The 23,352-nt window shown below is 69.5% G+C and carries 22 protein-coding genes and 1 pseudogene; 7 read left to right on the top strand and 16 right to left on the bottom strand.

The annotated features are described in order from the left end of the window. Window positions 1–249 precede the first annotated feature (249 nt). The 3 genes from LGN10_RS29420 to LGN10_RS29410 form a co-directional block, all read right to left on the bottom strand. On the bottom strand, window positions 250–996 hold the full coding sequence (locus tag LGN10_RS29420) for a YoaK family protein (protein ID WP_060010296.1): 747 nt from the start codon (window positions 994–996) through the stop codon (window positions 250–252). Between the two features lie 191 nt (window positions 997–1,187). Next, on the bottom strand, window positions 1,188–1,715 hold the full coding sequence (locus LGN10_RS29415; protein ID WP_059583880.1) for a chromate transporter: 528 nt from the start codon (window positions 1,713–1,715) through the stop codon (window positions 1,188–1,190). After that, entirely contained in the window at window positions 1,712–2,380 is a 669-nt protein-coding gene (locus LGN10_RS29410; protein WP_226225882.1) for a chromate transporter, read from the bottom strand. Before LGN10_RS29410 ends, LGN10_RS29415 begins: the two co-directional genes overlap by 4 nt. Window positions 2,381–2,476: 96 nt before the next feature. Here LGN10_RS29410 and LGN10_RS29405 point away from each other — a divergent pair, with 96 nt between their 5' ends. The 6 genes from LGN10_RS29405 (at window position 2,477) to LGN10_RS29380 (ending at window position 9,085) form a co-directional block, all read left to right on the top strand. Further along, window positions 2,477–3,361: a transcriptional regulator GcvA gene (locus LGN10_RS29405; RefSeq protein WP_059583884.1), complete on the top strand. Its 885-nt coding sequence runs from the start codon at window positions 2,477–2,479 to the stop codon at window positions 3,359–3,361. Between the two features lie 844 nt (window positions 3,362–4,205). Continuing rightward, complete coding sequence (locus tag LGN10_RS29400; protein ID WP_059583886.1) at window positions 4,206–4,712, top strand: spore coat U domain-containing protein; 507 nt, start codon at window positions 4,206–4,208, stop codon at window positions 4,710–4,712. Between the two features lie 95 nt (window positions 4,713–4,807). Continuing rightward, window positions 4,808–5,560: a molecular chaperone gene (locus tag LGN10_RS29395; RefSeq protein WP_226225881.1), complete on the top strand. Its 753-nt coding sequence runs from the start codon at window positions 4,808–4,810 to the stop codon at window positions 5,558–5,560. Between the two features lie 25 nt (window positions 5,561–5,585). Then, the gene (locus LGN10_RS29390) at window positions 5,586–7,889 is read left to right on the top strand and encodes a fimbria/pilus outer membrane usher protein (protein WP_226225880.1); all 2,304 of its coding nucleotides are present in this window, start codon (window positions 5,586–5,588) and stop codon (window positions 7,887–7,889) included. Then, window positions 7,886–8,419 (top strand): spore coat U domain-containing protein, encoded by a 534-nt coding sequence (locus tag LGN10_RS29385; protein WP_226225879.1) that lies wholly within the window; start codon window positions 7,886–7,888, stop codon window positions 8,417–8,419. The genes LGN10_RS29390 and LGN10_RS29385 overlap by 4 nt, the downstream gene beginning before the upstream one ends. Window positions 8,420–8,491: 72 nt before the next feature. Then, a complete protein-coding gene (locus tag LGN10_RS29380; RefSeq protein ID WP_226225878.1) occupies window positions 8,492–9,085 on the top strand; it encodes a hypothetical protein in 594 nt (197 codons plus the stop codon). A gap of 28 nt (window positions 9,086–9,113) precedes the next feature. Here the strand turns inward: LGN10_RS29380 and LGN10_RS29375 are convergent, their stop codons facing one another. The 13 genes from LGN10_RS29375 to flgB all read right to left on the bottom strand — a co-directional run bounded on the left by LGN10_RS29375 (window position 9,114) and on the right by flgB (window position 22,654). Further along, the gene (locus tag LGN10_RS29375; protein WP_226225877.1) at window positions 9,114–10,421 is read right to left on the bottom strand and encodes a solute carrier family 23 protein; all 1,308 of its coding nucleotides are present in this window, start codon (window positions 10,419–10,421) and stop codon (window positions 9,114–9,116) included. A 280-nt stretch (window positions 10,422–10,701) separates the two neighbouring features. Beyond that, window positions 10,702–11,943: a flagellar hook-associated protein FlgL gene (gene flgL, locus LGN10_RS29370; RefSeq protein WP_226225876.1), complete on the bottom strand. Its 1,242-nt coding sequence runs from the start codon at window positions 11,941–11,943 to the stop codon at window positions 10,702–10,704. A gap of 23 nt (window positions 11,944–11,966) precedes the next feature. Continuing rightward, window positions 11,967–13,952, bottom strand: coding sequence for a flagellar hook-associated protein FlgK (flgK, locus tag LGN10_RS29365; protein WP_059642428.1), 1,986 nt, complete (start codon window positions 13,950–13,952; stop codon window positions 11,967–11,969). Between the two features lie 195 nt (window positions 13,953–14,147). Next, window positions 14,148–14,903 carry a flagellar brake protein gene (locus LGN10_RS29360; RefSeq protein ID WP_059583897.1) on the bottom strand — a complete coding sequence of 252 codons (756 nt, stop codon included), beginning with the start codon at window positions 14,901–14,903 and terminating at the stop codon, window positions 14,148–14,150. 216 nt (window positions 14,904–15,119) lie between these two features. After that, window positions 15,120–16,109 (bottom strand): flagellar assembly peptidoglycan hydrolase FlgJ, encoded by a 990-nt coding sequence (gene flgJ, locus LGN10_RS29355; RefSeq protein ID WP_089465225.1) that lies wholly within the window; start codon window positions 16,107–16,109, stop codon window positions 15,120–15,122. Beyond that, window positions 16,110–17,294 carry a flagellar basal body P-ring protein FlgI gene (locus LGN10_RS29350; protein WP_226225875.1) on the bottom strand — a complete coding sequence of 395 codons (1,185 nt, stop codon included), beginning with the start codon at window positions 17,292–17,294 and terminating at the stop codon, window positions 16,110–16,112. 5 nt (window positions 17,295–17,299) lie between these two features. Further along, window positions 17,300–17,989 (bottom strand): flagellar basal body L-ring protein FlgH, encoded by a 690-nt coding sequence (gene flgH / locus LGN10_RS29345; protein ID WP_059642434.1) that lies wholly within the window; start codon window positions 17,987–17,989, stop codon window positions 17,300–17,302. Window positions 17,990–18,009: 20 nt separating this feature from the next. Then, window positions 18,010–18,798, bottom strand: a complete 789-nt coding sequence (gene flgG, locus LGN10_RS29340) for a flagellar basal-body rod protein FlgG (RefSeq protein WP_006485706.1) — start codon at window positions 18,796–18,798, stop codon at window positions 18,010–18,012. Window positions 18,799–18,832: 34 nt separating this feature from the next. Then, window positions 18,833–19,591, bottom strand: coding sequence for a flagellar basal-body rod protein FlgF (flgF, locus tag LGN10_RS29335; RefSeq protein ID WP_059583901.1), 759 nt, complete (start codon window positions 19,589–19,591; stop codon window positions 18,833–18,835). A 19-nt stretch (window positions 19,592–19,610) separates the two neighbouring features. Further along, complete coding sequence (flgE, locus tag LGN10_RS29330; protein ID WP_059583903.1) at window positions 19,611–20,855, bottom strand: flagellar hook protein FlgE; 1,245 nt, start codon at window positions 20,853–20,855, stop codon at window positions 19,611–19,613. Between the two features lie 31 nt (window positions 20,856–20,886). Further along, entirely contained in the window at window positions 20,887–21,633 is a 747-nt protein-coding gene (flgD, locus tag LGN10_RS29325) for a flagellar hook assembly protein FlgD (protein WP_226225874.1), read from the bottom strand. Window positions 21,634–21,693: 60 nt separating this feature from the next. After that, window positions 21,694–22,119 (bottom strand): flagellar basal body rod protein FlgC, encoded by a 426-nt coding sequence (flgC, locus tag LGN10_RS29320; protein WP_226225872.1) that lies wholly within the window; start codon window positions 22,117–22,119, stop codon window positions 21,694–21,696. A 46-nt stretch (window positions 22,120–22,165) separates the two neighbouring features. After that, the gene (flgB, locus tag LGN10_RS29315) at window positions 22,166–22,654 is read right to left on the bottom strand and encodes a flagellar basal body rod protein FlgB (protein WP_059583906.1); all 489 of its coding nucleotides are present in this window, start codon (window positions 22,652–22,654) and stop codon (window positions 22,166–22,168) included. 204 nt (window positions 22,655–22,858) lie between these two features. On the opposite strand from flgB, the pseudogene LGN10_RS29310 reads away from it, so the two are divergent. Next, window positions 22,859–23,352 (top strand): annotated as a pseudogene (locus tag LGN10_RS29310) (flagellar biosynthesis protein FlgA); the annotation flags it as partial.

Genomic DNA, 23,352 nt, shown 5'->3' with positions numbered 1-23,352 from the left:
GTCGTCCGGGAGCAACGTTTCCCGCGCGGGGCCTGGCTCGCGCGGTGGGTGGACGGGAGGTGACGGTGCGCGGCGGCGCCGGCGGGCGAGTACGGCACTGCGAGGCTCGACGATGGTGCGGTGCGGTCACGCGGATTGCGGCGAAAGAGCCGGCGAAATCGTTGCGCTGGCTGCCGCTTGCTGTCCGCTGCTTGCCGATTGCCGCCCGCCGCCGCCTGCCGCCTGCCGCCTGCCGCCTGCCGCCTGCCGTCAGGCCGTTTGCGTCGCCCCGTCGCTGCCGGTGCCCGCGTCGCCGTTACCGTCCTCGCTCCCCGCACCGCCGTTCCCCGCGCGCCGCCACGCCCGCCGCACGATCTCCGCGAACGCGCCGACGAGCAGCAGCACCGCGCCCCACAGCGCGATGTCCGGCACGAGCCGCGTCACGAGGCCGCCGACCACCGCGCCGGCCAGGAAACAGAAACTGATCGTCGCGAGCAGCGCCGAGTCGTGCAGCGCGCCGGCGTCGTAGCGCGGGATCAGCCCGACGAACAGCTTCTGCGCGGCACGCCGCAGGTTGCCGGTCGTCATCACCGACGTGTACGACAGTTCCTCGAGATGCGTGAACGACAGCGTCTGCAACGTCGCGACGAACGAGATGCCCGGAATCAGCCATGCGCTCGACGCACCGACGAGGCCGCTCGCGGCGACGCCGAGAAACGCGATCTCGACGATAAGGCTCACGAACGCCGTATGACGCATCCAGCCGCGCCGCGCGGCGAGGCCGAACAGATGCGCGACGAAGACCGCGAGCACGAAGCCGCCGAGCGGGGGCACGTGGTGCAGCGCGGCGGCCCATTCGCCGGCCGACAGGTTGATGCCGAGCAGCGCGACGTTGCCGGTCATCGTGTTCGCGAACACGTGGCCGTGGCCGACGTAGGTGTACGCGTCGAGATAGCCGCCGGACAGCGTCAGCAATGCGGCGACAGTGAGATTGCGGCTGGCGCCGTCGAGATCCATCGATCCTCCGTGGTGTGCGCGGCGGGCGGCGCGAATGTCGGTCGTGCCGGCAGGCGCGGCGCGCCGCCGGCACTGCGCGACCGAGCTTCGCCGCCTGCCGTGCGCCAATATAACGTGCGCCACCGGGCGCCGCGCGTCGCACTAGCCGCTGAACCGTCGCGCGCAACGGCCGGCGACATGCGACACGCCAGTCACTGCCCGATGCCCGTGAGCCCGATCAACGCGCCGCCCGCGAGCAGCCACAGCGGATGAATGCGCGTGCGCCACGCCAGCACCGCGCATGCGGCCGTGATGCCCCACTGGATCGCGGTGCGGTTCGACGCATCGGAAATCAGCACCGCGCTTGCCGCGACGAGCCCGACCGTCACCGGCATCATCCCCTGCTGCACGTAGCGGCGCCACGGCCGGTCGCGAAAGCGCTCCCACGCATGCAGCGCGAGCACGGTGACGATCGACGACGGCCCGAACTTCGCGAGCGACGCGACCAGCAGCCCGGCCCAGCCGGCCACGTGCCAGCCGACCAGCGACACGATCATCATGTTCGGCCCCGGCGCCGCCTGGGCCAGCGCGAACAGCGCGGTGAACTCGTGCGCGCTCATCCAGTGATGCACGTCGACGACCTGCCGCTGCATCTCCGGCAGGATCGTGTTGCCGCCGCCGAACGCGAGCAGCGACAACTGGCTGAAGATCGTCGCGATGGCGATCAGCGTGTCGCTCATGGCCGGCGCTCCTGTTGCCCGTGGGGCGAATCGTGCGAATCGTGCGTGCCCCGCTCGGCAGCCGGCGCCGGCCGCGGCGTGCCGGCCGCGCGGCGGCGCGACGCGAGCCAGATGCTGACGGGCGTCAGCACCAGCATCGTGGTCAGGAGCGGCATGCGCAGCACCGCGATCGCCACGAACGCGAGCACCGCGATCGCGGCCGCCGCGCGCGGCGCCTGAAGCAGCGGCTTCGCGACCTTCACGGCCATCGCGACGAGCAGGCCGGCCGCCGCGGCCGCGAGTCCCGCGAACAGGTGCTGCACGCGCGGATCGTTCTGCGTCTTCGCGTACAGCACGCCGAGCGCGACGACGACGAGCGTCGGGCCGGCGATCAGCCCGAGAATGCCGGCGAACGCGCCGGCCACGCCGCGAAAGCGCATGCCGACGGCGACCGACAGGTTGATCACGTTGCCGCCCGGCAGGAACTGGCAGAGGCCGAGCAGATCGGTGAATTCGTCGGCGGAGAGCCACTTGCGCTCGTCGACGATCGTGCGCCGCGCGAACGGCAACGCGCCACCGAACGACATCAGGCCGAGCGACAGGAAACCGGTGAACAGCTCGGTGAGACCGACGCTGCGGGGGGACGCGGCAGGCGGCGGCGAGGCCGGCGGGAAGGCGGATTGCATGGGGCTCCTCATCAAGCGGTGAACCGAGGTTACCGCCGTTCGGGATGCCGTCAAAACGATTTTATCGGCGCGTCCTTGTGATCTAGAATCACAAGCATGGCACGCGATCTCCCACCCTTTTCCGCGCTTCGGGCCTTTGAAGCCGCGGCACGACATGAAAGCTTCAGCGCCGCGGGCGACGAACTGCATGTGACCCACGGTGCCATCAGCCGGCAGATCGCCGGGTTCGAGGCATGGCTCGGCAAGCCGGTGTTCCATCGCCACGGCAAGCGCGTGAAGCTCACCGACGAAGGCCGCCGCTACCTGGACACCGTGCGCGCGGCGTTCGACAGCATCGCGCACGCGACCGAACAGTTGCGCAGCACCGGCGCGGCGCGCGTGCTGCGCATCAATGCGCTGCCGACCTTCGCGATGAAATGGCTGCTGCCGCGCCTGTCGCGGTTCCAGCGCGACGTGCCGAACGTCGAGCTGAAGCTGTCGACGTCGAACGCGCCGCTCGACACGCTGAACGGCTTCGACGTCGCGATCCGCCGCGGCCCCGGCCACTGGCCGAATTGCACGAGCGGCCACTTCCTCGACGAAAGCGTGATCCCGGTGTGCAGCCCCGCGCTGCTCAAGCGCGCGCCGATTACCCGCGCGGACGATCTCGCGCGGCACGTGCTGCTGCATTCGGATACGCGGCCGGAAGGCTGGCGCGACTGGTTCGCGGCGGCCGGCGTGACGATGAAGGGGCGCAAGCGGCAGTCGTTCGACCACTTCTACCTGGCGCTGCAGGCGGCCGTCGACGGGCTCGGCGTCGCGCTCGGCCCGTTGCCGCTGATCGACGACGAGCTCGCGAGCGGGCGCCTCGTGATGCCGCTGCCCGGCCCGCGCATCGCGACGCGCAGCTACTGGTGGATCGCGCCGGGCGCGCCGGCCGACGATCCGCTCGTCGCGCAGTTCTGTGCGTGGCTCGCCGCGCAGTCGAATGTGAACGCATGATGCGCGGTGCCGCCGACACCTGACCGAAACGGCCGCGCGCACGTTGCACGAATGAAACCGATCGGCCTGCGGCGCGTGCGATTCCCCAGCGGAATCGCGGCCGCGTGCGCCGTGAGCCGCCCCCGTCATCCCGCCATCGCCCGCCCGCCGGGCCCGCCGCCGGCCAGCCCGCGCCGCGCCGTGTTGCACGACTGAAACATTTGCGCACGCACACCGTCGCCGACGGCCCCACGCGGTCCTCTCTGCCCCTGTTTGCGCGGCTCTGCGCGCGTTGGCCCGTTGCTTGCTGATGCAGCGGTGCAGACAACGACACTGCACGGGCCGGCGGCTCGATGCAGGCGACGAACAATCATCAAGCGGGTCGGGGAAATCATGTCGAATCTCATATCGGCCGTCACACGGCTGCTGTCCTGCATCACTGCTCCTGTCACGCATCCGCTGATGCCGGCGGCGCGGCTTCGCACCGTCGCCGTCCGATGCGCGCACACGGCCCACACCGTTACCCGAAGTCACGACGCGCCGATCCGATAGGCGAATCCCGGAAATCCCTCGCCGCGCGCATGCGCGCCGCGCCGAGTCGTGCCGCTCGCCAGGGCGGCGCCGCCCGCGTGCCGACGCGCACGCGAGCGGCACGGCCACGGCTCGCGCGGTACGCGCCGCAGCAGCGGCCGGCTGCCCGGCCGCGCGCCCGATTCCGCACGACGACACAAAGGAGGTGCCCGCCCAGCAAGCGACCCGATTCCGACACGACCAGAAGACGCATCGCGCGCTGACGATCGAGATCCCGTCCCGAACGGCTCGACGCACCGGCCGCACATTCCAGCTCTCAAGGGAGAACTGCATCATGAAGCACTCCGTACTGACCCACGCGGCGCTTGCCGCATCGCTCGCCTGCACGGCCCTCTCGGCATCGGCCGGACAGACCACCACGACGTTCGGCGTATCCGCCACCGTCAACGCAACGTGCCTGATCGACTCGGCCGGCGCGCTGACTTTCCCCGCCTACACACCGGGAACCGGCGATCAATCGGCGCAGTCCGCGATCACGGTCCGCTGCACGAACGGGACGAACTTCAACATCGGCCTGAATGCGGGCACGACGTCCGGCGCCACGGTCGCCAACCGCATCATGACGAGCGGCTCGAACCAGCTCAACTACTCGCTGTACCAGGATTCGAACCGCACGGTCGTGTGGGGCAACACGCCGCCGAGCGATACCGTCAACGGCACCGGCCAGGGGATGGCGATGGCGCAGGCGATCACCAAGACCGTGTACGGCAAGGTGCCGGACCAGCCCAATGCGGTGCCGGGCAGCTATGCGGACACGGTGACGGTCACCGTCACGTTTTAGTGCCGCGCGGAGGGCGTGCGGCAGCGCAGATGCGCGCCCTCCCGACCGGCAGACGTCGAACATCCAGCAGCGCCCCCCCTGGAGGTGGATCCGTGATGAAACCGAACGTGTACAAACTCGCGACCTGGCTCGCGGCCGTGACGCTCGCCGCCGCCTCCGCCGACAGTCGGGCCACCGACTTCACCGTGTCGCCCGTGCGCGTCGAGCTGTCGGCCGCGCAACGCAGCGTCGCGCTGACGGTGCGCAACGAATCGCCCGACCAGCCCGTGATCGTCCAGCTGCGCACCGTCGCGTGGTCGCAGAACGCGGGCGACGACGTCTATGCGTCGACCGGCGACCTGATCGCCGCGCCGCCGATCTTCACGATCGCGCCGGGCAGTGCGCAGGTCGTGCGCGTCGGCCTGCGGCATCCGCCCGCCGCTGACCGCGAAACCAGCTACCGGCTGTATCTGCAGGAGATTCCGCCCGCGCCGAAGCCCGGTTTCACCGGCGTGCAGATCGCGCTGGAAATGAGCCTGCCGATCTTCGTGAAGCCGGCCGTCGACACCGCCCCGCGGCTGCGCTGGAGCGCGGAGCCGCGCCCGGGCGGCTCGGGCACGCTCGCGTTGCGCGTGACCAACGACGGCACCGCGCATGCGCAGGTGGCGAACCTCGCGCTGCTCGCGCCGGGCAGCGATCGCCCCGTCGCCACGCATGCGGAATTCGCGTACGTGCTGCCCGGCCAGTCGCGCGAACTGACGTTCAAGCCCGGTGCCGGAACCGCGCCGGCCGTTGCCTCCAGCATGCACCTGATCGGCTACTCCGATGCGGGCGACATCGATACGACGCTCGCGCCGAACGCGCGCTGACGCGGCGCTGCTGATCGCGATTCTCATGAGCGCGCAGACCCCACACGCACAAGAACGTCTCGTCGCGGCACCGGCCGCCGCGGCCGCGCAGGCGTCGCATGGCGCGGCGGGCGGCCCGGCCGAGCTGCTGTACCAGGTCGACATCAACCGCCAGGGCCTCGACGAAACCGCGTTGCTGATCAAGGCGGCCGACGGCGCGTTCTACGTGTCGGCCGACGACCTGAAGCGCTGGCGGCTCACGCGGCCGGACGTCGCGCCGCTGGCCGGCAACGACACGCCGTACTACCCGCTGAACGCGATCGCGGGCCTCACGTACACCGTCGACGAGCAGAATCTGACGATGGCGATCAGCGCTCCGGCCCAGGCATTCGTCGGCGCGACCTTCGACGAGACCGAGCGGCACCGCGCGTCGGCCGTCGAGCCGGGCATCGGCGGCTTCTTCAACTACGACCTGCTTGCCGAACAGGCCGCGGGCCAGACGCACGGCTCCGGACTGTTCGAGCTTGGCTTCTTCAACCGCTTCGGCGTGGGCGTCGGCACGTTTCTCGCGGACGAAGCGGGCCCGACGCGGCGCCTCACGCGCCTCGAAACCACGTGGACGACCGATCGGCCCGGCCATCTCGCGAGCCTGCGCATCGGCGACGCGATCAGCCGGGCGGGCATGTGGGGCCGCGCGGTCCGCTTCGGCGGCATCCAGTACGCGACCAATTTCGCGACGCAGCCGGGGCTCGTCACGATCCCGCTGCAGGGCGTGAGCGGGCAGGCCGTGCTGCCTTCGACGGTCGACGTCTACGTCAACAACGCGCTGACGTCGACGCGCGAGGTCGCCCCCGGCCCGTTCGCGATCAACAACGTGCCGGTGGTGACCGGCCAGGGCGACGTGCGGGTCGTGGTGCGCGACGTGATGGGTCGCGAGCAGGTGATCACGCAATCGTTCTACGCAAGCGCGAATCTGCTGAAGCGGGGGATGCAGGATTTCTCGTACGAGATCGGCAAGGAGCGGCGCGATTTCGGCCTCGCGAGCAACGACTACGGGCGCTGGTTCGCCAGCGCGACGCACCGGATCGGCATGACCGACCGGTTCACCGGCGAGATCCACGCGGAAGCCGAAGCGTCGCGGCAAAACGTCGGCGTCGGCGGCGTGGTGCTGGCCGGGCCGCTCGGCGTCCTCAACGCGGCGGCGGCGGCGAGCCGCAGCGCCGATGGCGCGGGCGCGCTGGCGACGATCGGCGCCGAGAGCCAGGCCGGCCTCGTGGAGATCGGCGCGCACGCGCAATGGGCGACCCCGCATTTCGCGCAGATCGGGCTCGAGCCGGGCAGGCTCGCGCCGAAGCTGCTGACGAGCGTCAACGTCGGCCTCGGGATGGGCCGCTTCGGCTCGCTCGGGCTCGCGCACGTGTTCCTCGACGATCGCGACGGCTACAAGACCCAGTTGCTGTCGCTCAGCTACAGCGCGCAGCTCGGTCGCTTCGGCTTCGCCAACGTCAGCGTCAGCAAGCCGCTGAGCGGCGCTGGCGCGACGATCGTCGGCGTCGCGTGGACGATTCCGGTCGACAACCGCACGAGCGCATCGGTCACGATGACGCACCAGCAGGGCCGCACCGAAATGCTCGCGCAACTGCAGCGCAGCCTGCCGGTCGGCGAAGGTTTCGGCTACGCGCTGCAGGCCGGCAACGATACGCAGGACGCGAGCGCGACGCTGCAGACGCGCACCGGCACCTACAGCGTCGAGGCGGCGGCGTATCGCGGCCGCGCCGGCGTGCGCGCCAACGTCGCGGGCGGCGTCGCGTTCGTCGACGGCACCGCGCGCCTGTCGCGGCAGATCACCGACAGCTTCGCGCTGGTCAAGGTGCCGGGCTTCGCCAACGTCGGCATCCTCGCGGACAACCAGCTCGTCGCGCACACGGACGCGAGCGGCGTCGCGCTGCTGCCGCGGCTGCGCGCGTATGAAAACAACCCGATTTCGATCGAGCAGGCCGACCTGCCGTTCGACGCGACGATCGGCACGCTGAAGCTCGACGCGGTGCCCTACTTCCGCAGCGGCATGGCGCTCGTGTTCCCGATCACGCGCTCGCGCGGCGCGATGCTCACGCTCGATCTCGCGGACGGCGCGCACCTGCCGGCCGGCGCGATCGTCACGATCGACGGGCAGAAGGACGCGTTTCCAGTCGGCCGCGACGGCGTCGTGTACGTCACCGGACTGTCGGAGCAGAACCGCCTGCATGCGGCGTGGCGCGACCGGCAGTGCGACGTGACCGTGCGCTTTCCCGCCGGTGACGATCCGCTGCCGGACCTCGGCACCCATCTTTGCAAGGGAGTCACACCATGAGACATCGCAAGCATGCCGGGCGGCCGGTCCGGCTCCCGCGCGTTCGCGCGACGGCCGCGACCTCCGCGGCGTCCGCCGCGTTCGCGTTGTTCGCCGCCGGCGCCGCGCTGATGGCCGCGCCGGCCGCGCGCGCGGCGACGACGTGCACGATGACGGCACCGTCGTCGATGGTGTTCGGCACGTACGACACCATCAACGCGGCGACGTCGGCCGTCACCGTCTCGGTGAACTGCACCGGCAGCGGCAACGCGACGCCGACGGTCACGGCGAGCGCGGGCGGCGGCACGTTCGCGAACCGGCTGATGACGCGCACCGGCGACACGCAGACGCTCGGCTACAACCTGTATCTCGACAGCGCGCACACGTCGGTCTGGGGAGACGGCACGAGCGGCACGTCGACGATTTCATGGGGCAAGATCACGGGCGCCGGCGCATTCAGCGCGACCGTGTACGGGCTGATCCGCGGCGGCCAGAACGCCGTGCCGGGCAGCTACGCGGACCACAACATCACGATCCTGTTCAACTACTAGGCGAGCCAACGGCGCGTGCGTCGCGCATGCCGCCATCGACCACCATCACGGACTCGGACAACGGGGGCAGACATGAATCGAACCCAGACAGCGAGCGCCGCCGCAGCGCGGCGCGCCCGCGGACGGACCGGTGCGGCGCCACTCGGGGCGCCACTCGCGCCATGCGGTGCGGGCCGCGCGCGCGGGCTGCTGGCCGCACTGGCCGCGCTCTCGATCGCGCTCGTCGGCGCGGCGCCCGGCCCGAGCGCCGCGAAGCAGGCCAGCCGCCCCGTGCAGGTCGGGGCAACGGTCCAGGCGTATGCGCGGCTGAACGCGACCCATCCGGCGAAGCTCGTGATCGCGAACAAGGACACGAGCATCGGCTACCTGGCCGTGCCGAACGCGAACAACCCGTCGGGGACGACCCTCGCGGTCCAGACCAACGACCGGGCCGGTTATACGGTGCGCGTACAGGTTGCCGCCGCGAGCCTGTCGCAGTTCAGTTCGATCGAGATCAGCGGCTTCGGCGGCAAGGTGGTGCTGCCGGGAACGGGCGGCACGATCAACGTGCCGTATACGGCGCTGAACACGACGTTCACGCTGACCTATCGGTTCGTGTTCGCGCCGAAGGCGAAGGACGGGACCTTTGCGTGGCCGCTCACGTTTTCGGTGCAGCCGAATCCGTGACGGCCGATGCGCCGGCCTCCCCCGCGCCTCACACCACCGGCCCCGGCTCCTTCTCCTTGCGTAGGATCGCGTACAGGATGATCGCGCCGAACGTCGCGGTGCCGATCCCGCCGAGCCCGAAGCCACCGATCTTCAGCGAGAAGTCGCCGGCGCCGAGCACCAGCGTGACGGCCGCGACGATCAGGTTGCGGTTGTCGGAGAAGTCGACCTTGTTGACGACCCAGATCCGCGCGCCCGTCACCGCGATCAGCCCGAACACCACGATCGACACGCCGCCGAGCACGGGGCCGGGGATCGTCTGGATCACCGCGCCGAACTTCGGCGAGAAGCCGAGCCCGATCGCGATCAGCGCGGCGACCGCGAACACCAGCGTCGAATAGATCCGCGTGACGGCCATCACGCCGATGTTCTCCGCGTAGGTGGTCACGCCCGTGCCGCCGACGCTGCCCGACACGATCGTCGCGAGCCCGTCGCCGATGAATGCGCGGCCGACGTAGCGGTCGAGGTTGGTGCCCGTCATCGCGCTGACGGCCTTGATGTGGCCGAGGTTCTCCGCGACCAGGATCACCGCGATCGGCGCGAGCATCAGCATCGCGTGCGGATCGAACACCGGCGCGCGAAAGCCCGGCACGCCGAACCACGCGGCCTGCGCGACGATCGCGAAATCGATCGGCTTGCCGAAGCCCATCCCGTTGGTCGCGATCGCGTAGATCACGTAGGCGATCACGAGCCCGACGAGGATCAGCAGGCGCTGCACCGTCCCGCGCGCGAACACCGCGACGCCGCCGACGCACAGCACCGTGACGAGCGCCATCACCGAGTCGAAGGTCGAGCCCGACACGCCCTTGACCGCGATCGGCGCGAGGTTCAGCCCGATCACCGCGACCACCGCGCCGGTCACGACGGGCGGCATCAGCGTCTCGATCCAGCGCGTGCCGATCGCCTGCACGAGCGCGCCGAGCGCGACGTACACGACGCCGCACGCGACGATCCCGCCGAGCGCGACCGGAATGTTCGGGTTCGGGCCGCTGCCGCCGTAGCCCGTCACCGCGATCACGAGGCCGATGAACGCGAAGCTCGAGCCGAGGTAGCTCGGCACGCGCCCGCCGACCAGCACGAAGAACAGCAGCGTGCCGATGCCCGACATGAAGATGCACAGGTTCGGGTCGAAGCCCATCAGCAGCGGCGCGAGTACGGTCGAACCGAACATCGCGACGACGTGCTGCACGCCCATCGCGACCATCTGCGGCCACGCGAGACGTTCGTCGGGGCCGACCACGCGCGAGGCCGCGCCGGTCGGTTGGACCCGCCAGCGCGGGAAGTAGGAATCGGACATGGGAAAAGCGCTCCTGTCGGTCGTCGGTCGCCGGCTGCCAGGGATGCGCCGGTCTGGAATCTGGCGCGAGTTTACGGAGCGGAAATGGGGCTGGCAAGCGAACCGGCAGGCGGGGCCGGCAAGCCAAACAGCCAGGTGCGGGCGCGGCAGGTCGCGCCAGAGAACCGGTGCGCGGGTGCGCGGCCCGGTGAAGCGCCCGTCCGCGCCCGACGCGCGGGGCGGCGGCGCGCGCCGGCCGCGAAGCAAGCATGCGCTCACATCGCAGCCGGCGCCGCGTACGTCACGGATTGATGTACTGGAACAGCGACATGTTCTGCAACTGCACGTAGGCCTTCTGCGCGCCGGTCAGCGCGTTCTGCACCTGCAGGTACTGGCTGATCGTCGTCACCATGTTGGTGCTCGTCAGATCCGACAGGTTGCTGCTCGTCTGCAGCGCCGCGGACTGGTTGACGGCCTGCATCGCCTTGACTTCCTGCTCGCGGCCGCCGACCGACGCCTGGATCGTCGTGACGTTGCGCATCGTGTTGCCGAGCTTGGTCGAGCCCGTCATCAGCGCATTCGTCAGCGCGGCGCTCGCCACCGGGTTGCCGGTCACGGGCTTGTTCAGCGCCGAAATCATCGCGTCGAGTGTCGAGAATATGTCGGCGCCGCCGCTCGCCTGCGGCGCCGGGTCGACCGCGAACGTGTCGCCGACGGCCGGCGTGCCCGACACCGTCACCGTCATGCCGTTGCCGAGCGAGATCGCCGAGCCGGCCGAATAGGCCTGCGCCGGCGTGGTGCTCGGCGGGCTGACCGAGTTGTCGGTCACCGTGTAGGTCGGCGCGGCGGGCGTGCCGCCGAACGTGATCGCGAACTGATGGCCGTTCGTCGCGGCCGCCGGGTTCGTCACGGCCACCGTGCCGATCGTGGCGGTGCCCGCATTGGCGGCACCCGCCGACGGCACGGGTGTGCTGCCGATCGCCGGCACCGACATGAAGACGGCCGCCCCCGTATCGCTCTGCGACACGGTGCTCGAATCGGCGATCTGCACGTCGCGCGTGCCGGTGTCGCCGACATACGCCACGCTGCCGTTCGGCGCGGCCTTGAACGGCGGCGCGGAATTGTTCGTGCCGGCGAACAGGTAGGTGCCGGCGCCGTCGTTGGTGTTCGCGAGCGTCAGCAACTGGTCGCGGTAGCCCTGCAGCTGCGTCGCCAGCGCCGCCCGGTTGCTGTCGGACAGCGAGCCGTCGCCCGCCCGCACGAGCAGCGTCTGCGCGCTCGTGAGCACGCCGCTCACGTTCTGCAGCGCCTGGTCCTCGGCCTGCAGCGACGCGAGCGCCGTGGTCTGGTTGGTCGCGTACTGCGACAGCGTCGCCGACGTCATCGACAACTGCACGGCCTGCGCCGCGCCGACCGGATTGTCCGCCGCCGTCTGCAGGCTCACGCCGCTCGCGATCTGCTGGTACAGCTGCGCAAGCTGGGCCTGCTGGTCGTTCATCTGCGTGACGTTCAGCTGGAAATACTGGGCGCTGGAGATCCGCATCGTTTCTATCCTCTCGAATCCGGTCAGTTGAACAGGCCAAGGACGGTCTGGAACAGCGTCGCCGCCGTCTGAATCACCTTCGCGTTCGCCTGGTAAAGCTGCTGGTACTGCATCAGGTTGGCCGCTTCCTCGTTCTGGTTCACGCCCGACACCGACTGCTGTGCCTGCGTGATCTGACCGACCAGCGCGGTCTGCGCGGTGCTCGACGATTTCAGCTGCGTCGCCGTGTTGCCGATGCCGTTGACGTAGGTCGCGTACGCGCCCGTGAGGGTCGTCGTGCCGCCGCCGAGCGCCTTCGCATTGACGAGTTGCGACAGCGCCCGTGCGTTGGAGCCGTCGCTGGTGCCGCCGGCGTACGGCCCGATCGTGAACGAATCGCCGGTCGCCGGCGCGCCGGACAGCGACACGCTCACGCCGTTGAGTGCGCCCGCGGCCGTCCCCGACATCGTCATCGTCGCGCCGGACGCCGGGTCGTACGGGACGGTGTCCGTCGGATTCACGATGGTCACCGTCGTCGGCGGCGTCGTCCCGACCGTCACCGTCGTGCCGACCGGGAAGCCCGTCAGCGTCTTTGCCGTCGCGTCGAAGGTCAGCTTGGTCGTCGGCACCTGATAGCCCGAGGTCACGCCGCCCAGCGTGATCTTGCCCGTGCCCGTGTTGGTGCTCGCCGCCGACGTGACGGCCGGCGACGCGGCCGCGATCGCCGAGAAGCTCGTCGTCGCAAGGCCGAAGCCGTTCAGCGCGCCGCGCGTCGGCAGCACGGTGAACTTGTCGCCCGGCTGCATCTGCGTGCCGGTCGCGGCCGAGAAGTTCAGCCCGCCGAGCGAAACCGGCATCGGGCCCGCCTTCTGGTCGACCACCGCGCCGCTCGCGCGGTCGGTCAGCGTGTAATTCGCCCCGTCGAACGAGAGCGTGTAGTCGCTCGTCGTCGGCCGCGACGCGTTCGCGAACGACACCGACAGCGACGCGTTGCCGGTATTCCCCTGGGTCGCGTACACGGTCGGCGACGGCACGGTGAACAGGTTGCCGCCCGGATTGCCCGACAGGTCGATGCCGAGCGCGTTCTGCGCGTTGACCTGCGCGGCGAAGCTGGTCGCGATCGCGCCGAGCTGCGCCTGCGCGGGGTCGAGCGTCTGGCTGCGGAATGCGAGCAGGCCGCCGAGCGTGCCGCCCGACAGCGACGAATCGGGCAGCGCCTGGTTCGGCCCCTGCGGGTTCGCGCCGGCGATGCCTTGCGACACGACGGTCAGCTCGCTCGGGTCCGACGGCGACGAGACGGTCGCGAGCTGGTAGCTCTTGTCGGCGACGACGAGCGGCTGGCCGCCCGCGAGGAACAAGCTGTAGCCGCCCTCGTTGCGCACGACCTGGACGCCGGCAAGGCTCGACAGGTTCGACACGGCGAGGTCGCGCTGGTCCATCAGCTGGTTCGGCGGCTGGCCCTGGCTGCTCGCCGCCGAGATCTGCTGGTTCAGCTCGGCGATCTGAGCGGTGTACGTGTTGATCTGCGACACCGTGCTGGTGAGCTGCGTGTTCACGCTCTGGCGCAGCGCGTCGTACTGCTGGCCGGCCGCGTTGATCTGGTTGGCCAGCGTCTGCGCGTTACTGATCGCGGTTTGCCGCACGGACGGGTCGGACGCGTTGTTCGCGACGTTCTGCAAGCCGGTGAAGTAGCTCGTGATCGCGGTCGAGATGCCGGCCGTCGGGCTGCCGATGTAGTTGTTCAGCTGCGCGACGAGCGTGTACCAGGTCGACAGCGCGCTGCCCTGCGTCTGCGCGGTGTTCAACTGGTCGCTCAGGTACTGGCTGTACTGCCGCTGCACGGTGACGGTGTTCACGCCTTGCGGCATGTAGCCGCTGCCCGTGTACTGGCCGCTCGCTTCGGCATACACGGGCCGCTCGACCGAATAGCCGGGCGTCGCGGCGTTGCTGATGTTGTTGCCGGTCGTCGTGAGGCCCCAGAGCGCGGCATTCAGGCCGCTGACGCCGAGGTTCATGAGTGTGTTGGACATGCGCGATCCTGATGAGCCGGCCGCGCGTTGCGGCCGCCGGGTTGCGTGACTCCCGGTATAACGGCCGCGGATCGAAAAAATTGAGGAAAAAATGCACGCGCGGCGCACGAGCGTGCGTCGCCGTCGGAAGCAGCCGGCACGAGGCGCCGGCGGCGCCGCGCGGGCCGCCCGTGGGGGCCGCCCGCTGGAGGCGCGTCAGGCCCGCGCGAGCGAGCGGCGCTTCATTTCGAGCTGCGTGATCAGCCGCTGCAGCGTGTTCTCCGCGCTGCCCGGCAGCGACATGTAGCGGAAGCCGAGCTGGTAGCGCCGCGCCCCGTTCGGCATCTGCGTCGAACGCTGCGACACGAGCTGCAGGTCGAGCGACAGCTTGCCGTGGCCCGTCAGCTCGAGCTCGACGTCCGGCAGCAGCGTGCCGACCTCGAGCGCCTCGACGCGCTCGTCGGCCGTGCGCAGCCCCACGCCGCCGAGCGACAGGTTGTGCACCTCGAACAGGAAGCTTTCGCCGTCCGGCAGCTTGCCGCGGCACAGGAACGGATCGACGATCGGCGCGTCGACGCGGAAATATTCGCGGCGCTGGATGCAGACCAGCACGTCGGGGAAATCGGCGACGAACGCGGGCAGCCCCTCGTAGCGCGTCTCGCGCGGCGTGCCCGTGGTGAATTCGACGCGCACGCCCTCCGGCGCGGCCGCGAACGTGCAGTGCGACGCGCCGAGGATGCCGGCGTTCTGCTCGGACAGCGCGCCCCAGTCGAACGTGAACGTCCGCGCGCCGACGTCGACCTCGAGCAAACGCGTGACGAGCTGGCCGCCCGGGTACTGGACGGTCAGGAAATCGCCGCGATTCACCAGGTTGCGCAGCTGCACGCCGATTTCCAGCGGATTGCGGCGGGCATAGTCGGGCCCGGAGTGGCCTGCATCCAGGCTGGGGTCCGTCGACGTTTCGATATTCATGGCTAGCCGGTCTTTCTTGTCATGGGCGCCCGGGGCAACCGGTGCGCAATAAAACCGGGCCAGAACGGGGGCCCGGTCGCAGGTCTCTCACACTTAGCGGCAGTGCTGACCGAAAGTTTAGATCGAAACGGCCATTTATTTGTCGCAAACGTTGAAACCGCGCGCGGCAAGGTGCCGGGCGCGGTCCGAAGGGGCCAATCGGTGGCGGGCGGGCCGTCAGCCGATCTGCTGCATGATCGAGATCAGCTTCTTCGCGTAATTCGGGTCGGTCGCGTAGCCGGCCTTCTGCATCCCGTGCGCGAAGCCTTCGACGCTGCGGCTCGCGCTGAGCACGCCCGCGTAGCGCGGGTTGTTCTTCAGCAGGTTCGCGTAGTCGGTCATCGCGTGCTCGTACGAGTCGTACGCGCGGAACTTCGCGACCACGCGGCGCGGCGTGCCGTTCACGTATTCGGTGGTCAGCGCCGACACGGTGCGGCCGGTCCAGCCCTTGTTCGCCTTGATGCCGAACACGTTGTAGCTGGTCGAGCCGTCCGTCGCGCGGATCTCGCGCTTGCCCCAGCCCGATTCGAGCGCGGCCTGGCCGACGATGAACCGCGCCGGGATGCCGGTCGTCGCGCTGGCCGCCTGCGCGGGGCCCGCGAGCCGGTCGACGAACGCGTCCGCGTCGCGCACGCCGCTCGCGCCCTTGAGCGGCGGCGTCAGCGCGCTGCCGGCCGAATAGCCGCGCGCGCCGGCAAGGCCGCCGTTGTTCGCCGCGTTCGCATAGGCCTTCGCCATCGCGTTCATCGCGGCGAGGCCGCCTTCGTTGCCGGCCGTGCCGAGGCCGCCCGCGCCCATGCCGCCCATGCCGCCCGCGCCAACGTCCGCCGCGCCGCCGCCGGCGCCGACGCCCGCGTTGCGCAGCAACTGCTTCATCAGCGCGTCGGCCACGCCGATCCCGCGCGTCGACATCTGCTGCGCGAGCTGCTGGTCGAGCATCGACGTGTACATCTTCGACGTGTGCGAATCGAGCAAGCCGCCGTCGGGCGTTGCGTCGCGCATGCTCTTGAGCATCATCTGCGTGAACATCGCGTCGAACTGGCCGGCGACGGCCTTCGCGCCGGCCTGCGGCGACTGCTTCGCCTGCGCGCGCAGCGCATCGAAACCCTGCACGTCGAGCGCGAAGCGCTGCGTGAGGTCGTTTGCGTTGGGGAGCGTGGCTGCCATTTAGATCACCTCCAGGTCGGCGCGCAGCGCGCCGGCCGCCTTCATCGCCTGCAGGATCGACATCAGGTCCGCGGGCGTCGCGCCGAGCGTGTTCAGCGCCTTCACGACGTCGGCGAGATTCGCGCCGGCCGTCACCATCTTCAGCGCGCCGTTGTCCTGCTTCAACTGGATCTGCGACTGCTGCGCGACCACCGTCTGCCCGTTCGAGAACGGCCCCGGCTGCGACACCACCGGCTGCGTGTTGACGACCACCGACAGGTTGCCGTGCGCGACCGCGCAGCTTTGCAGCGTAACCATCTGGTTCATCACGATCGAGCCGGTGCGCGCGTTCAGGATCACCTTGGCCGCGGCCTTGTCCGGGCTCACGTCGAGGTTCTGCAGCCGCGCCATGAACGCGACCTGCTGCGCGGAATCGGCCGGCGCCGCGAGCTGGATCGTGCGGCCGTCGAGCGCCGTCGCGGTGCCCGGGCCGAAGCTCGCGTTGACCGCGGACACGATGCGCTGCGCGGTGCCGTAGTCCATGTCGTTCAGTTGCAGTTGCAGCACGCCGTTCATCTGCGCGACCGCGTTCGGCACCGCGCGCTCGACGATCGCGCCGCCGACGATCCGGCCGGCCGCGAGCTGGTTCACCTGCACGCGGCTGCCGTTCGCGCTGGCGCCCGCGCCGCCGACCGCCATGTTGCCCTGCGCGAGCGCGTAGACCTGGCCGTCCGCGCCCTTCAGCGGCGTGAGCAGCAGCGTGCCGCCGCGCAGGCTCTTCGCGTTGCCGAGCGACGACACGGTGACGTCGAGCGCCTCGCCGGGCCGCGCGAACGGCGGCAGCGTGGCCGTCACCATCACGGCCGCGACGTTCTTCAACTGCATGTTGTTCGGCGACGACGGGCCGCCGTTGGCCGAACCGTTGTTGATCGAGATGCCGAGGTTCGCGAGCATGTTCGCGAGCGTCTGCGTCGTGAACGGCGTCTGCATCGTCTGGTCGCCCGTGCCGTCGAGGCCGACGACGAGGCCATAGCCGATCAGCGGGTTGTCGCGCACGCCCTGGATCTGCGCGAGATCCTTCAGGCGTTCCGCGTGCGCGGGCGCGGCGCCGAGCATGCACGCGGCAGCCACCGCCGCGAACGCGACGGCGAGCCGCGCGGCCGTGTGCGCGCGGGCCGACAGGCGGCTGAACAGGGTCGTTCGCATCGTCATCACCACGGCGCGATGTTGAGGAAGAAGCGCTGCAGCCAGCCCATCGTCTCGGCTTCGTTGATGTAGCCCTTCGACGAATATTCGATCTTCGCGTCGGCGACCTGCGTCGAATAGACGGAGTTCGCGCCCGAGATCGTGTTCGGGTTGACGACCCCCGAGAAGCGCACGAATTCGTTGCCCTGGTTGATCAGCATCTGCTTTTCGCCGCTCACCACGAGGTTGCCGTTCGGCAGCACGCCCGTGACGGTCACCGTGATCGTGCCGTTGAACGTGTTCGCCGCGCTCGCGCCGCCGGTGGCCGCGAACTTGTTCGCGCCGGCCGCCGACAGGTTCGCCTTCGCGAACAGCCCGCCGAGGAAGCCGGCCGTCGGCACGTTGAAATCGGTGTTGCCCTGCCGGTTCGTGTTCGCGCCCGACGACTTGGTCGCGTTGATGTTCTCCGCGATCATGATCGTCAGGATGTCGCCGACGTTGCGCGGGCGCTGATCCTCGAACAGCGGCCGCCCCGCGAAGCCGGGGTTGTAGATCGAGCCGGGCGCCTGCATCGACATCGGCATCGGCGGCTGCGCCGTCATCGGCTGCTGGATGATCGGGTCGCGCGGAATCTGCGCGCAACCGGCGAGCGCCGCCACCGCGACCGCGCAGGCGGCGCGGACGGTGGCTGACGAGGGGAGGCGAACCTGCTTCATGGCGACGACGGGACTTCCGGTTAGCTCTTCATCTGCGTGACGGTCTGCAGCATCTGGTCGGACGTCGTCACGGCCTTGCTGTTGATCTCGTAGGCACGCTGCGTCTGGATCATGTTGACGAGTTCCTGCACGACGTTCACGTTCGACGCCTCGACGTAGCCCTGGTTGAGCACGCCCGCGCCGTTCAGCCCCGGCTGCGACACGTTCGGCGCGCCCGACGACGTCGTTTCCGCGAACAGGTTCTCGCCCTTCGCCTCGAGGCCGGCCGGGTTGATGAAGGTCGCGATCTGCAGCGAGCCGATCTGCACCGCGTTGCTCGAGCCCGGCTGCGTGACCGACACGACGCCGTCCTTGCCGATCGTCAGCGACTGCGCGTTCTGCGGCACGGTGATCGCCGGCAGCACCTGATAGCCGCTCGACGTGACGAGCTGGCCCTGCGCATTGGTCTGGAACGAGCCGTCGCGCGTGTACGCGTTGGTGCCGTCCGGCATCAGCACCTGGAAGAAGCCCGCGCCGTTGATCGCGACGTCCTTCGAGTTGCCGGTCTGCGTGAGGCCGCCCTGCGTGTACAGGCGCTCGGTCGCGACCTGCTGCACGCCGGTGCCGAGCTGCAGGCCCGACGGCAGCTCGGTCTGCTGCGTCGAATTCGCGCCGGGCTGGCGGATGGTCTGGTACAGCAGATCCTCGAACACCGCGCGCGACGCCTTGAAGCCGTTCGTGCTGGTGTTCGCGAGGTTGTTCGAGATCACGTCCATCTGCGCCTGCTGCGCATTCATGCCGGTGGCGGCGATGTAGAGCGAACGGTTCATTTGAATCTTCTCCTGATAGCGAGGGCCGTGCCGCTCAGCTGAAATTGAGCAGCTGGTTCGCCGTCTGCTCGTTCTGGTCGGCCGTCTGGATCAGCTTCGACTGAAGCTGGAACGCGCGCGCGTTGTCGATCATCGCGACCATCGCGGTCACCGGGTTCACGTTGCTGCCTTCGAGCGAATTCGGCGTGACGACCACGTTCGGGTCGACGTCGGCCGGATTGCCGTCGGCGGTGCGGAACAGCCCGTCGTTGCCGCGCGTGAGCGTGGCCGGGTCGGGATTGACGAGCTTCATCTGGTCGACGATCGCGACGGCGGTGGGCGGGTCGCCCGGCATCAGCGCGGACACCGTGCCGTCCTTGCCGATCGTCACTTCCGCGTTCGGCGGCACCGAGATCGGGCCGCCGTTGCCGATCACCGGCAGGTTGCTCGCGTTCACGAGCTGGCCGTTCTCGTCGACGTGCAGGTTGCCGGCGCGCGTGTACGCCTCGCTGCCGTCGGCCGTCTGCACCGACAGCCAGCCGGCGCCCTGCACGGCCACGTCGAGCGGGTTGCCGGTGCGCGTGATCGGACCCGGCGCGTAATCGGCGCCGGGCGTGGACGCCAGCACGTAGGTGCGCGTCGTCGTCGGGTCGATGTTGCTGCCGTCGCCGAAATTCATCGGCACCGCGCGATACGTCGCGAGCTGCGCGCGAAAGCCCGTCGTCGACGCGTTCGCGAGGTTGTTCGCGACCACCGCCTGCTGGTCGAGCGACTGCGACGCGCCCGTCATCGCCGTATAGATCAGTCGGTCCATGGCTGCCGGTTATCCGCGCTTACAGGTTGATGAGCGTCTGGTCGACGGTCTGCTGCGTCTTGATCGTCTGCGCGTTCGCCTGGTAGTTGCGCTGCGCGGTGATCAGGTTGACGAGCTGCGCCGTCAGATCGACGTTCGAGTTCTCGAGCGCGCTGCCCTGCAGCGTGCCGTGGTTCGTGCTGCCCGGCGCCGACACCTGCGGCACGCCCGACGCCGACGATTCGGCGTACTGGTTGCCGCCGAGGTTCACCAGCCCGTTCGGGTTGTTGAAGTTCGCGATCGCGATCTGGCCCAGCACGGCGGTCTGGCCGTTCGAGTAGTTGCCGGTCAGCTTGCCGTCGGCGCCGATCGTGTAGGTCGTCAGCGTGCCGCTCGCGTAGCCGTCCTGCGCGAGGTTGTTCACGCCGTTCTTGCCGCCGTACTGCGTCGTGCCGGTCAGGTTGAGCGTCAGTTGTTGCGGCGTCGTGGAGCCGTCGGTGGTCGGCACCGTGAAGTCGAACTGGCCGAGCGACGTGGTCGGCGTGGTCGAGCCCGGCAGCGTCGTGCTCTTGATCGCGCCCGACGAATCGAAGGTGATCGTGCCGAGGTCGGTCGGGGTCGCGGCGCCCTGCACGTTCGCATACGCTTCCCACGTGCCGGCCGCCGACTTCACGAAGTACATGTTCACCGCTTGCGAGCCGCCGAGCGAGTCGTACACCTGGATCGACGTCGAATAGTTGTACGTCGTGTTGTCGTTCGGGTCGAACGGCGTCTTGGCCGGCACCTTGTCCTGCGAGTTCAGGTTGAACTGGCCGGTGATCTTGGTCGTCGCGGTCGGCGCGATGTTGCTGGTCGGCGCCTGCAGCGGCACGGTCTGCGCGGTGTTGATCACGCCGCCGCCGTTGGCCGCGTAGCCCATCAGGTTACGGCCCTGCGAGTCGATGATGAAGCCGTTCTTGTCGCGCTGGAACGTGCCGTCGCGCGAGTACGTCGTCACGCCGTTGTTCGACATCTGGAAGAAGCCGTTGCCGTTGATCGCGACGTCGAGCGACGAGTTCGTCGTGTTGATCGTGCCCTGCCCGAAGTTCTGCTGCACCGCGTTCAGCGACGTGCCGATGCCGATCTGCGTGTTGACCGACGTCGCGACCGAGTTCGCGTACATGTCGGCGAATTGCGCGGTGCTCGACTTGAAGCCGACCGTGTTCGCGTTCGCGATGTTGTTGCCGATCACGTCGAGCGCGTTCGATGCGCCGGCGAGGCCGCTCAGACCCTGTTGATAACCCATTTCGGTCTCCGTTAGGAAAAAGCTCGATCAATCAGTTGGTGGTGGTGTCGCCGGACGAGGACGACTTCGTGTTCGGGAAGATCGACGCAACCTGGGTGAGCCCCACCGTCGTGCCGTTCGACAGCACGAGCCCGGCGGTGCCGTCCGCCTGCTTGATCACGCTCTGCACCGTCGCGGCCGCGAGCACGGTCGGCGCATACGTCTTGCCGTCGCTGCCCGTGTACTGCGCGCTCACGGTGTAGGTGCCGTCGGGCAGCGCGTTGCCGGCCGCGTCCGTCGGCGTCCAGTTGAACGGCACGGTGCCGGCCGACTGCTTGCCCGCGTCGATCGTGTTGACGACGGCGCCCGTCTTGTCCTTCACGGTGATCGTCAGGTTCGACACGTCGTTCGCGAGCGACACGCCGAACGGCGACGCCGCGCCGCCCTTCACGCCGACCGAATTGCCCGGCGCGAGCACGTTGGTGCCGATCAGCAGCGCGGCCTGCGTCTGCTGGCCGGCCGCGAGCTGCGACGACAGCGACGTGAGCGACGTGTTCAACTGCGCGATGCCGCTCACCGTGTTGATCTGCGCGAGCTGCGACGTCATCTGCGAACTGTCGACGGGGCTCGTCGGATCCTGGTTCTGCAACTGCGTGACGAGCAGCTTCAGGAACGTCGCCTGCAGGTCGCTCGCCGACGTGCCGTTGGTCGACGACACTTTGTTGGTGTTCATCGTGTCGGTCGGCAGCGTCGACACGTTGGTGCCGTTGCTGCCGATCGTCGTGTTGGAGGAAGTCATCCTGGGTGGCCTTCTGTCGGAACTGTCGGTGTCGGGTCGGTCGGGTCGGCGGCGCGCGGCTTACGAGCCGATCGTCAGCGTCTTGAGCATCAGCGTCTTCGCGGTGTTCAGCGTCTCGACGTTGGCCTGGTACGAGCGCGACGCCGAGATCATGTTCACCATCTCCTGCACCGGATCGACGTTCGGCATCTGCACGTAGCCGTTCGCGTCGGCGGCCGGGTTCGCCGGGTCGTAGGTCGATTTCATCGGCGACGGGTCGTCCATCACCTTCGTCACGCGCACGCCGCCCACGCCCTGGCCGGACGCGGTGCGCGCGCTGCCCATCGGGTCGGTCGCGAACACGACCTGCTTGGCCTTGTACGGCTTGCCGTCGGGGCCGGTCGCGCTGTCGGCGTTCGCGAGGTTCGACGCGGTCACGTTCAGGCGCTGCGATTGCGCGGACAGCGCCGAACCGGCGACGCCGAAGATGTTCATCAACGAAGGCATGGAGGCTCCTTGTGCTTGGGTCCGGGTCCGGATTCGGAAGCGGCGCTTACGAGTTCGTCGAGATCGCGGCGATCATCGCCTTGATCTGCTGGGTCATCACGGTCATCCCGGTTTCGTAGTGCAGCGCGTTGTTCGCGAACTGCACGCGCTCGACGTCGAGATCGACCGTGTTGCCGTCGAGCGACGGCTGCAGCGGCATCCGGTATTGCGCGCGGCCGTAGTCGTCCGACGGGCCGCCGGTCGGAATCAGCTTCGCGGTGCCGGCCATGTGGCCCGGCGCCGTCGACACCATCGACATGCCGCTCGTCACGCCGGCCGGCTGCGCCATCGGCAGTGGCGCGGCGTTGCTCGGCGCGAGGCCGCCGCCCGTCTGCTTCAGCGAGCGCGCGAGCGTCGACGCGAAATCGACGTCGCGGGCCTGGTAGCCGGGCGTGTCGGCGTTCGCGATGTTCGACGACAGCAGTTCCTGCCGGTAGGCGCGCACGTCGAGCGCCTGTCGGCCGAACGCGAATTCCGCATCGAGTTTGTCCAGCATGTGTGCGTCTCTCCGTATGAAGCGCTGCACGCCCCTCGCGCCGGATGGCGGCCCGAGCGGCTTTTTTCCATGACAGCGATGGTAGGCGCGGCACGCAACCGGCAATCGGGCGAATAACGCGGCAAAGACCCCCTCTATTCATCGTTTGCGCGACGCCCGCGCTCCCTAGAATGCGAAGCGAATCAACGGATCGAGGACACGGCGATGACGGGCGGCGCACTTCGCGACAGGAACGGGCGGCTCACGCACGTCCGGCGTGCATTCGCGCTCGCCGCGGCGCTGTGGATCGCCGCGCCCGCCGTGCACGCGGACGACGGGATGATCGTGATTCCCGGACGCGGCGAGACGGCCGAAACCGCGCTCGCGCACGCCAACGCGGTGAGCGGCGGGCAGTTCGGCGCGAATGCGGGCGCCGCTTCCGCTTCGGGCGCGCAGCGCGCGGCCGGCGGAGCGAGCGCTGCGACCGGCGCCGGCTACGCGGCGCAACCGGCCGGCCAGATGGTCGTGACGAGCGTGCCGCCGCCGGCCGCCGCGCCGGCTCCCGCGCCGGTCCCCGTCTACGCAGCCCGCGCGAACGCCGGGTACGGCGCGTCGCCGCGTGCGGCGGACCCGGCCGCCATCGCGACGGTCGTCGCCGGCACGGCCGAGCCGGCATCGAATGCCGCGCGGCCGGCGCCGCCACCGGCAGCATCGGCCCC

Source organism: Burkholderia sp. AU32262, from assembly GCF_020419985.1.
Taxonomy (GTDB): Bacteria; Pseudomonadota; Gammaproteobacteria; order Burkholderiales; family Burkholderiaceae; genus Burkholderia; species Burkholderia semiarida.
The sequence above is the reverse complement of the archived record's forward strand: the minus strand, read 5'-3'. Positions and strand labels throughout refer to the sequence as shown.